This is a genomic window from Pseudomonas sp. HP_12 (genome assembly GCF_055283955.1).
In genome coordinates this window covers 82,208-93,186 of sequence record NZ_JBTOQG010000056.1, presented here as the reverse complement: position 1 = coordinate 93,186, position 10,979 = coordinate 82,208, and the positions used below count along the sequence as shown (strand labels likewise).

At 51.2% G+C, this 10,979-nt stretch carries 7 protein-coding genes; 1 reads left to right on the top strand and 6 read right to left on the bottom strand.

Going from position 1 to position 10,979, the window contains the following annotated elements:
* Nucleotides 1-26 precede the first annotated feature (26 nt).
* Complete coding sequence (locus ACYASU_RS21860) at nucleotides 27-1,469, bottom strand: mannose-1-phosphate guanylyltransferase/mannose-6-phosphate isomerase (RefSeq protein ID WP_463584028.1); 1,443 nt, start codon at nucleotides 1,467-1,469, stop codon at nucleotides 27-29.
* Between the two features lie 643 nt (nucleotides 1,470-2,112).
* On the opposite strand from ACYASU_RS21860, the gene ACYASU_RS21855 reads away from it, so the two are divergent.
* Nucleotides 2,113-4,302, top strand: coding sequence for a GSCFA domain-containing protein (locus ACYASU_RS21855; protein WP_463584027.1), 2,190 nt, complete (start codon nucleotides 2,113-2,115; stop codon nucleotides 4,300-4,302).
* A gap of 59 nt (nucleotides 4,303-4,361) precedes the next feature.
* Here ACYASU_RS21855 and ACYASU_RS21850 read toward each other — a convergent pair whose 3' ends face one another.
* From ACYASU_RS21850 to ACYASU_RS21830, 5 genes are all read right to left on the bottom strand, one after another.
* On the bottom strand, nucleotides 4,362-5,696 hold the full coding sequence (locus tag ACYASU_RS21850; RefSeq protein ID WP_463584026.1) for a WcbI family polysaccharide biosynthesis putative acetyltransferase: 1,335 nt from the start codon (nucleotides 5,694-5,696) through the stop codon (nucleotides 4,362-4,364).
* Nucleotides 5,697-5,919: 223 nt separating this feature from the next.
* Complete coding sequence (locus ACYASU_RS21845) at nucleotides 5,920-6,585, bottom strand: hypothetical protein (protein ID WP_463584025.1); 666 nt, start codon at nucleotides 6,583-6,585, stop codon at nucleotides 5,920-5,922.
* Nucleotides 6,586-6,597: 12 nt separating this feature from the next.
* Nucleotides 6,598-7,698, bottom strand: coding sequence for a glycosyltransferase family 4 protein (locus tag ACYASU_RS21840; protein WP_463584024.1), 1,101 nt, complete (start codon nucleotides 7,696-7,698; stop codon nucleotides 6,598-6,600).
* On the bottom strand, nucleotides 7,695-8,876 hold the full coding sequence (locus tag ACYASU_RS21835) for a glycosyltransferase (RefSeq protein WP_463584023.1): 1,182 nt from the start codon (nucleotides 8,874-8,876) through the stop codon (nucleotides 7,695-7,697). Before ACYASU_RS21835 ends, ACYASU_RS21840 begins: the two co-directional genes overlap by 4 nt.
* Nucleotides 8,877-9,056: 180 nt before the next feature.
* Nucleotides 9,057-10,958: a glycosyltransferase gene (locus tag ACYASU_RS21830; protein ID WP_463584022.1), complete on the bottom strand. Its 1,902-nt coding sequence runs from the start codon at nucleotides 10,956-10,958 to the stop codon at nucleotides 9,057-9,059.
* Between the last annotated feature and the right edge of the window lie 21 nt (nucleotides 10,959-10,979).

The following is a 10,979-nucleotide window of genomic DNA, read 5'->3' as shown; positions in this document are numbered from 1 at the left end:
CGCAGACGCGGGCGAAAGGCTACGCTTCAGCTACCGGCCCGACCGTACACGTCCTCAAAGCGCACGATATCGTCCTCGCCCAGATAATCACCGCTCTGGACTTCGATCAGCACCAGATCGATAACGCCCGGATTGCTCAGGCGATGCCGGTGACCGGCGCGGATGAAGGTCGATTCATTGGTGTTGAGCATCAGCTCCTGGTCATCGTTGACCACGACCGCCATGCCGCTCACCACAATCCAGTGTTCACTGCGGTGGTGGTGCATCTGCAGAGACAGAGAGGCTTTCGGCTTGACCACGATGCGCTTGATCTTGAAACGCTCACCGTTCTCGAGCGTGGTGTATGTACCCCACGGGCGATGAACCGTCTGGTGCAACTGGTGAAGCGTGTGCCCGGATTTCTTCAGCTGAGTGACGATGTGTTTCACGTCCTGAGCATGATCCTTGTGCGCGATCAGCAAAGCGTCTGCTGTATCAATCACAAGCAGATCTTCAACGCCAACCAGCGCGGTGAGACGCTCTTCGCTGTGGACGTAGTTGTTGCGAGCGCCGTGAGAAAGCACTTCACCTTCGCAGCGATTGCCGTGGTCATCCTGAGAGGTCAGTTCGCTCACCGCGTTCCACGAGCCGATATCGCTCCAGCCAATGTCGCATGGGACAGTGGCGACGCGATCAGAGCGTTCCATCAGGGCGTAGTCGATGGAGATATCCGGCACTTTGGCGAACGAGTCAGCGTCCAGTGCCAGGCAGTGGTAGCCCGCCGACTGGGTCAGGCGAGAGCTTGCAATCGACTCGACCGCCGCGTTTAGAACGTCGGGTGCATGTTTGGCGAACTCTTCGAGCACAGTGCCCACTTTGAAGCAGAACATGCCCGAGTTCCAAAAGTAGTTGCCGGCGGCAACGTACGTCTCGGCGGTCTTGAGGTCCGGCTTTTCAACGAAGCGGGAGACCTTCAAGCCGCCTGCCTCGCCTGCGGAGCCACCGGCCTCGATATAGCCGAAGCCTGTCTCTGGATATTGCGGCTGGATGCCAAAAGTGACCAACCAGCCCTTTTCGGAAAGGCGTACTGCGTTTTCGACGGCGGTCGCGAACGCGCGTTCATCCTGTATCAGATGATCAGCGGCCAGGACCAGCATGTGGGCGTCAGCGCCATTGAGTTCTTTGATCTGCAGTGCCGCCATCGCAACGGCAGCCGCGGTGTTGCGGCCGAACGGCTCAAGAATGAAAGCTTGATCCAGCTCAGCCTTGTTCACAGTCCGGTATTCGTCTTCGGTTTTGAAGAGCAACTCACGGTTGGTGACAGTGAGGATTTGCGAAACGCCTTCCAGTGCCGCGGCCCGAAGGAACGTCTTCTGGATCAAATTCTGGCCGTCGGGAAGCGTCATGAACGGCTTCGGATGGGCCTCGCGGGACACGGGCCACAACCGGCTGCCAACGCCGCCAGACAAAATTACGGGTATCAGATCCATAGCGAGTAATCCCTATATATATACGGTGTGTCTAAACCGAGACGAAATCAGTGAAAAAAATCCCTGGAGATTCCCTGCTAGCTTGAGGGCTGGCCGCTCCGACGACAGTCTTGAACACTGCCTGGCCAAGGGAGCCGGAAGGATACCAGAGAACGCAAACCGGGAGACGTAGCTAGGGGTATGTCAGGCCCCGTTTCTCAGGGTGTTTGGGCACGGCGTTCCGCGCATTCCATCTCCGGTGCTACGGCTCTTATCAATATTCGCACGTGCTTTCACGGGCGCGGGCTGATGCGCACGCGCCCGAAAGGCTGAACAGATCCAAGCAGCCCGTAACCACTCATCAGCTTGATCGATCGACGGTTACGACCGACCTCTTGACCTGGGCCCGCCAGTTACGGCTCGACTACCAGAGGTAGGGACGTCCCCGGAAGCATCCGACAACCTGCCGTGATAAGCGCAAAACGCGTAGCGCTCGGTTAGTCGTCATTGATCTGTTGGATCTATTAGCCGGAAATTTTCTATGCTAACGTCGGCTGCTACTTACTTTTTAATAAAGACGGAAGGTTGCATCACCACAAGTGTGAGCGGGAAGCAAGAAATCTCGTGAGTCTTTTTGGTGGCACCAGCACAGGAGTTACGAAAGATGGCGGCGTCTAGAGAATTTGTAATTGACGCGTTCGTGAAGTATTTGGGCAGAAGACCAGAGTCAGAGGAGTCTGTTATTGCCCATATGTCCTTGGACAGCGAAGAGGCAGTAATTAAAGTACTCACCGAGTCCAAGGAATATTTTGACAAGCTGGGCGCCACGTTGCATTTTTCTGCAGATGCTTCCTCCAAGTTTCTGTTCCTAGGAAACTGTCAGCTTACTGTTATTGGCAAACTCATAGAGGCGATGTCTAGTCACGCCTCAGCTGTTGCGATCGAACTGAACCCGCGCAACACAGCAGGCATTCAGAGTGGTAAGTTCGACTTGTCAAAGCTCGTTGATGAAGCCGACTACGTCGTACTCCAGCACCTGCCGACGGAGCCATTTAGTTCTGTGTTGAGCCAGTTATATCCCGGGATACAGGCCAAAGTAAGGCTGATTCCGGGAATAAGTTATAGCGGCTTTCATCCGGATATGGGTTATATAAGAAAAGCCTCAGGCGCTCATCTAGGTGGGCCAATGGGGGAGTATCACTCCATGCTTGTGTTTTGGGCCTGGAAGAACAGGCTTACAGTGAATCAGACACTGGGTTTGTTTGACGATAAGGTCTTCAAGTTTCTTGGGTATTTTGATCATCATGCAGCGTCAGTAGAGTTCTTGGTCGATCGGGGCTCGCACACGGACACGCCGATGAGATCCTTGCTTTCCAGTTGGTCGTCCAACGGATGTTTCATGCATAGCTTGAACCATCCAAAGTTAACAGTGCTTGGAGACTTGGCCAGGCTGATTTTGCAGCGCGAAGGTGTTGAATATAGCCTTGATATCGAGCGCTATATTGCTGATGACCTTGCGGATCATCCTTGCTGGCCAATTTATCCAGCCGTAGCAGCCTTGTTTGGCTTGGAGGGTGGGTATGAATTCAAACAAGCAAGGCACTTGGGAAACGCCAGGCGGCCCGTTCCAATCCTAGGGTTGGAGAGTTTTATCAAAGCTTCTTTCGAGCAGTACGACATGAGCGCCAACAGTGGCCTTACCTGCTTCAGGCTAGACTCCGAATCTTTCAAGAATCTTGGATCGTTTCTGTCCACACTCAAAACTGAAGCGGAGCGCGGCGCTGCACCGACCAAGCAAGTCAATCCTTATGCCGGGCTGGAGAATTACCAATTTTGGCGCCGTGCAATTGAATCGGTTCCGAGTTCAGAGGTTGATCCCGTTGTTACCTCCAAATTTGGCCTCACCAAGTCAGATCGCGTAGCGACTGCGGGTAGTTGTTTTGCCCAGCACATCTCGCGAACCCTCTCTCGTAATGGTTTCAACTATTATGTGACGGAAACCGGAGCTTCAATTAGCCAAGACGCAGAGTTCCTGAAGGAACAGAACTATAGTGTTTTCTCAGCACGCTACGGGAATATTTATACTGCGCGGCAATTGCTCCAGTTGTTTGATCGATGCTACGGAAACTTCACCCCGCTGGACGAAGGGTGGAAGAGGAAAGATGGTCGTCTTGTAGATCCCTTCAGGCCATTGGTCCAGCCGTTAGGCTTTGCCTCGGTGGAAGAAATCAATGATGAGAGGCAGCTTCACTTCGCCAGCGTCAGAGAAATGTTCGAAAACATGACGGTGTTCGTATTTACCCTTGGCCTAACCGAGTCGTGGAGGCGTAAGGCCGACGGTGCTGTCTTTCCTCTAGCGCCAGGTGTGGCCGCAGGATACATGGACCCGAACAAGTACGAGTTTGTGAATTTCGAAACCCACGACATCGTGAAAGATATTGAGGTATTTCTAAGCCGTCTCGAAACAGTCAACCCGTCTTGCAAAGTGATCCTGACAGTATCGCCAGTCCCGCTGGTCGCAACCTACGAGAATCGGCATGTACTGACTTCGACAACCTATAGCAAGTCTGCGCTCAGATCCGCAGCAGACTACATTGTTCGTCGTTATCCTCAATGCGAATATTTCCCGTCTTATGAGATCATTACCGGCAACTACATCCGAAGCGCATATTATGAGGCCGATCTGAGGTCCGTACGCGACGAAGGGGTTGCTCACGTGATGCGACTGTTTATGGAGCATTACTCATCCGAGTTGGATGTGCGGGCGCGTCCCGAGGTCGATAAAGTGCTCGTTGCAGAAGCTGCGATGAACAACTCTATTGTCTGTGACGAAGAAGCGCTAGACGCCGAGTAAGGAGGTAGAGGCTGGTGAGATGCAGGCATGCATGGTACTGCATCTCGCAGTTTGTATGATTACATATTAGCAAGCTTGCTTAAGATAGAATCAAGGTCAATGTGCCTGTCGAGTTGTTTGACGTGCACATCGCTGAAGTTGTAAGGAGCTAAAGATCGGTAGGTGGCGTCGATGAATTCTTCTAATGTCAGAAACACGCCGGCGTTGGCGGTAGGGACCAGAGCGTTCGGTAGCTTGAACCTGAACCCAATGTCGGAAGGTGTATTAACCGACAAACCAGGATAAACCGGCCAGTCTACATTTGATGCCAGTTCATCACTGACGTAATCGTCGACGTCTCTTTCTACAGGAATCGATTCTTGTTCAAGGGCGTATGTTACCAAGTCGCTCAGTACGAATTTCTTGGGGTGGTTCACGCTTCTCATCCACTTGCCTTTTTCGTCCCACAGGGACATAAGGCTGGCCAGAGGGTATCCAGTGGTATTCTGCTGATGAAGCAGGTCTACTCGGGCGGCCGCAGCGGTTTCTTCAAAACCTATCAAGTTATATACCGATGGATCAAATAGACTCCTGCATTTCGCTTGGTTAAATCCAGAGTAAAAAGCGGCTACGGCAATCAACGATTGATATTCCCCCAATGGGCCCACGATGCGTTCGTGGGTTATATTGCTGGTAACGTAAATTTGATCAGGTTGGAACGCAGCATATTCTATTATCGGCATCAGACGCACTCGATCTTTAAAAATATCGATATTTCTAAGCGTATCGAATAGACCCTTTTTCTGGGTGTATATAAGGTCAAACGATTTCAAGTTCTCAAGGTATGCTTGGCCCTGAGTAGTCACAAAGTGGTTCAGCGCCGCGCCGCCCATGAACAAGTGGGGGACTGTGATTAAGCCTGATTTAATCTGGAATAGGTCAGCGATTGTTTTGGCCTGGCATCCACTTAAGACGATGATCTTTTTTGAGTGAGCTTGGGAGGATGTCGATGCGCTCTGGAAGTCATACGGTTTACGCCGTAAAGCAATCGTGTCCTTCAGGATCTGGTTAGATTTGAACTCCTCTGATTTAATGATGGTTTCAAGTAAGTGCTCAATGTTCGGCGAGTTTCGCTTATCAGAATAAATTATTTCTGATTCTGGAAGTCGTCCAAGCAAAAATTTGTAGGCATAAAAAATGTCGACGTCTTTAACAACGAACGAGCTTGAGTTTAACCCTGACTTACCTTGATATTCTTCTGATAGTAGTAGCTCATCAGTGAGGTGTAGAGCATATTCCAATACCCCCATGTCTGTCGGTACGTGCAGAAGGCGTTCACCCAGCTCCGCGTCGCTGATCTCTCTGCGCAGGATAGTCCCATAGAGGGCAGTGATGATTTTTTTAATGGGAGTCATAGTCGTCTCTGACGCTGGTTCTGTTTACGTTCGCTCGCGCCAGCGTTACTTTTCGCCGATGCGTCATGTCGCGTCAAACTGACACCTCGTAACGGACAGCGGCACCGCATTACGGTCCTACGTCTCTGCTCAACACCAAGGCATCTTAAATATCCAACCCTTGGCCCGTGGATCACGCGTGTTATCGCAATGATTCACGGACGTCTCCTCAAGACTGCGCTCGTCAGGTTGCGAACTTCTTCACGTCAGCCGTGGCGGCGGCTACTGACCTTTTGGCGACGAATTCGGCAGATCCTATCACGTTGGACAAGAAATGCCGTTTCTCCATCTCTGAGGCAACTTTGTGGCGAAGCGAACCGCGGAATCCTTCTGGATCCGGTATTCTGCCCAGCAGAAGCAGGTAGCTCATCGCCATGAGCGTGTTAGGTGGCAGTCGGCCTAAAACCTCCATACACAAATCTACAAGTGCTGCCGAGTCCTGGCTCGCGCCAGCAGCGTCGTATATGCTCACGTAAGAACTCACAGGAATCAGGCCCGGTTCAAAATCCATAGTGGCCTGAGGGGTGATTATTCCATTTCGACACACAAATGTTCCGTTCCCCAGCAACTCACCGAACACGGACTCATGCATTGATATAAAACAGCCATCCTTTGGCAGATCTTCCAGATTCAATTTGAAATTGAAACCACAATTTGCTTGCTCTATGCCGGCGGCCTTGACATCCGGCCGTAGCGCATTGGCCATCACCTCAGTGATGATATGCCCATTGAGTTTGAAAATGATTTTCTGTTCTGCACGGCTATTCGTATAAGTCCAACCTGTGAAATGGCCGTTCTCATAAGTGTCGACGAACCCGATGCTTCCAATTTTCTTTGGCTCTGCGGTCATAAATACTACGCCTTATAGGTCTTCGCAAATAGCAAAAACGCTTGCCGCGTAAGTGCTCCAGGTTTTCTTTTCGAGGTATCGCTTCAAGTCGGCATGCCAGTCAGGTCGTACAGCGCAACCGGTCTGAAGTATGCGATTTAGCTGATCCTCGAAATCGCTAAAGTCGTTCGGATCGAAATACCAAGCGAAATCGCCACCCGCCTCCATGATGCTGGATGAACAGGACGCAAGCACTGGCGTGCCACAGGACAATGCCTCGATCACGGGCAGCCCGAATCCCTCGTAGAAAGATGGGAACAACAATAGTGCCGCTTTGGCGAGCAGGTCCCATTTTAGATTTTCGGCCACGTACGGTAACCTGATGACCTTGCCAAGTCTCACCTCATCTTCTAGGTGATACTTATTGATTAGCTGGTCGAATGATATGAGCCATCCGTCCTTGCCGCAAAACACAAAGGTGTAATTGTCAAGGCACTCACGGTTCGCAGCGATATATTGCAACGCAAGTTCTATATTTTTTCTAGGTTCAACCGTTCCCATCACCAATACAAATGGCTGAAGCGGATTCTGACCATCACCTAGCAATTTGCTGTTGGGAGGAATGGTAGCGCCCAATTCTGCAACTCGAACCTTTCCGTCGCTTGGCTGAAGGTAAGTCTCCACATCGTAAGCTGTGGATGTTGATACGCAGATCAACGCATCCGAAATCTTCGCGTCTCGAAGGATCGTGGTTCCGTGGTGCCTTACAGTGTCGGCGTGATGGTATTCCGGCGAGGTGATGAATACAAGGTCGTGGATGATCTGCGCGTGTTTGTGAAAGAAAAACCTAGTCATCACATTCGGAAATAATCCTACCGACTTGGGAGACTCGGCAACCTTACATATGACAGGCTCTAATGAGATCAAACCATTCGCGATCTCATGGAGTACCGCGCCACTTTGCACGGCGATGATTTTTTCAACGGTCGCTCTTGGAATAATATAATCATCCCAGAAGAACTCAACGTTTTCCAAAGTAAGCCCGTACCGCGCCAGCTCTAGTGCGACTTTAGGAATTCCCGTGTATGAGAGTTCTTGGAGTGGTGAGATATCTAGGAATATTCGAGTCTTCATCTTGCTGAACTCTGGGTGGAAAGTGCGTTATGCATGAGCGTGGCGACTGCTGAATAGGAGTATTTTCTCTCGATCATGTTTATCGCGGCTTGCTGTTTAGACTTCATATCTGCCGGGCTTAAACTCACAGCTCGGCTGAACGCGTTATAAATATCAACCTCGCTGCAATCGTGCCACTCGAATCCCCAAATAGAAGCGTCTGAGGTGCACAAGTGCGTCACCTCGGCCGGCCGGCTGGGAATGATGACCGCATTGTTATCATCGATATAGTCGAGCATTGCAGTGTTTTTTGTGGTGATTGGCACAAGTCCACAAGCCATTGCTTCTTGGAGGGGTAGATTCTGACCCTCAGCCCTGGATGGTGAAACATAGTAGTCAAAAAGTCGTAGAAAGGTGGCTTTGTCGGCTTCCGGAATATAGTCAGTAGTGAAGTAAACACCAGAGGCGTCCAGTGCATGACTATCGTCTATGAACCAACGCAGAATTTCATAAATGGACTCATCCTTCTCCGGGCTGGTGAGTTTGAGGATTAAAACAGCGTTCGGATTTTTATAATGGAAGGCATGAAACGCCTTCACCGTCTTTTTAAGATTTTTTCTACTGTCGTGTGGGTTAAGGATCTGTAAAAATATTTTTCCGCCATCGAGTATAGGCTTTTTCAATACCCGCGAAAGCTCGCTTGGTGTGTTTGCTAGTGACGCTTGAGAGTAGAGAAATCCGTGGTTTCTAATCGACAGCGGGTAACACTTAATATTCAAAGCTTTGATCTGCCCCAAATCGGTAAGCGCGCTGTTCTGGTCTTTCGTCACTAGGCTTTTACGTGGAATCTTTATAGGAGCAGGTACGGTAAATACAGATTTCAAGCCATGCTCATTAAAAACTCTCTTGGTAAACTCACACCCGACCCATACTTGATCAAAGGCTGCAAGCATTCTGAGGTCATCATTTGCCGGAAGCACCGGTTGAGTGGCGTACTTTGAGCGTAGCTTGTCAAATTCCCACGCGACATGGGCGATATTTCTAAAACCGCCCGCTGTTCTGGCATATTCAGCTGGCTTAAACGTCAGGTGTACTTTCTCACCCTCAAAGTTGCTAAATATTGAAGCTCCGAGATTGAAGTCCCTATAAATCTCGGGTCGGAGGATGTCGATCCAGTTTTCATCCTGCTCGTTCAGCATGTCGCAAAATTTGTCCCTAACCGTGCGGTATGAATAGTGCGCTCTCCCTGGCTCTACAACGGTTTTGACACCCAGCTTGTTAGGGAGCTCGGAGCTGACGGCAAAGACGTACTTTTTGGGTTTTGATGATTTCATTAGCCGATATTCAAAGTGGATTAAGAGTGGGTATGCGATATTGTTCTAATTCGTACTGGCAAGCGAAGTCGGGGACCCCACCGTGGTTGCAAGCACCTCAAGGCGGGTCCGATATCGGTTCCCGATGACGGTAGGCGAGAAGAGCGCTTCTAGCGCCGTTTTGTAGTCGGAAGAATCATCCGCTGTGCGGCGAGCTGATCTTTTCAATGCCACTGAGCGCATCGCGTTAGCTGCTGCGTTCAGGTCGGGTTCGGCCCAATAATTATTTTCAGCTTCTACGTAGTCTTCCGGTTCGAGACTGACCAACTGATAGGGTATGAGGGACGCGTTAGCGGCTTCGCAGAATTCAACATTGCCTCCGTAGCCTGTCGCGATCACGTCGAGGTTCAACGTTAAAGCCTCCGCGATTCCGCGTCCGAAGCCCTCAGCTCTATGGAGCGAGACAAAGCAATCGCAGCAGCCATATAACTCCATCACGTCATCTTTCGAAAGCATCTCATCTATAACGATAAGCCTGCTGTCGCGGCTGGCGGCTTCCAGAATTTGACGCCATTCGTCATTGTTAGGGTCTGGCCGCATGCACTTGATAATCAAGCTCACGGTTTCTTCGCCTTTAGGAAATGCCTCAGTGAAAGCCTTGACGATACCCGCTGGGTTTTTCCTACGGGTGTACGAGTTTCCGTCGAACGAAAAAACAAACAATGTACGGTGTTTGGGCAGCGCAAATTTATTTCGAGATTCTAGATAGTTAAGGCGCCTGTCATTAAGCGCAACCGCCATGGGCATGACTAACACCCGTACGTCGCTTGCTTCGCAAGCCGCCCGCGCAATGTGTTTGCTAGATGCCCAGATTTCATCAGCCAGGGAGAAGCAGTGCACCCAGTTAGCGGGCCACGCGTGTAGCTCCCACGGCCAGTAGCCGATCGTGTACCTGCCGGTGAAAAGCGCCCGGCCACGTTCGAGGTAGACCCGGAGATGTTCCAGCGCAGTCAGGCAGACAATATTGAACATGTATTCCGGGACTTCGCTTACCCATTGCTCAAGGCTCCGCTCGTTTTGCCGCACACTCTTGCCTGGCTCTATATTGACGATTGTGAACGGTACGCCAGCCGCCAACAGGGAGCGAGCAGCCATCCTCACATCCTCTCCGATGCCCAACTCACCGTAAGCGTACCCAATCAGGTTCACACCAAAACGATGGGTTCCCCGGACGGCGTCGGCATCTGGCCACGCATTTTTAACCGGGTTGACCAGCAGCCCTAGTCCGGTCTCACGCATACCGTGGTTGATAAGCCAGTGCTCGATGCCGCGCTGTCCCTCTTCTGTCTGCAGATCAAAAGCCGAACGTAAATCCTCCCTGGTTCGGATGACGAGCTCCACGAAGTTCGATCTGGCGATGCTTGAGCTGCCTAAGAAGTAGCCACGCTGCCAAGTCCCTTGGTTAAGCACCACCGTTGTTTCTAAATGCCCTCCCTTAAGGAAGTACCATGACAGTGCCTGCTCCTGAGATTCAGGGTCAGCCAAACTGCTGTCAATTCCCAAATCTGGGCGGCCAAGAACGATGAGCTGCAGCAGTCTAGAGATGCCGCCGCTCCATCGCGTAGAAGGTACACATGCAGGTTGCGAAAGTTGGTTCCAAAAGGGTTGCAACTCCCTAAGGGCGGCGTACTCATGTTGCCCATGGACAACGCACCAAGCGAGGTATCGAGCCCGCTGGGTAGGTGTCCGAAGGGGAAATAGTTTCTGTAGGTCCGCATCGCGGATTTGCCAAATGGCGAGGTGAATGCCGTAAAACTCGGATATCCCGGGCACACTCAGGCTTGGGATAGGTTGCGAGTAGACATACTCGGCGTTTCCTTCAACCCACATACCCGCGATTGTCTCCCAGATCTGATCGTCAGTGACTTCGGCGATAGCGCTGGGAGTGATGCTGTCGGCAACGTTCATTTTTGTTAGAGACCTCACCCT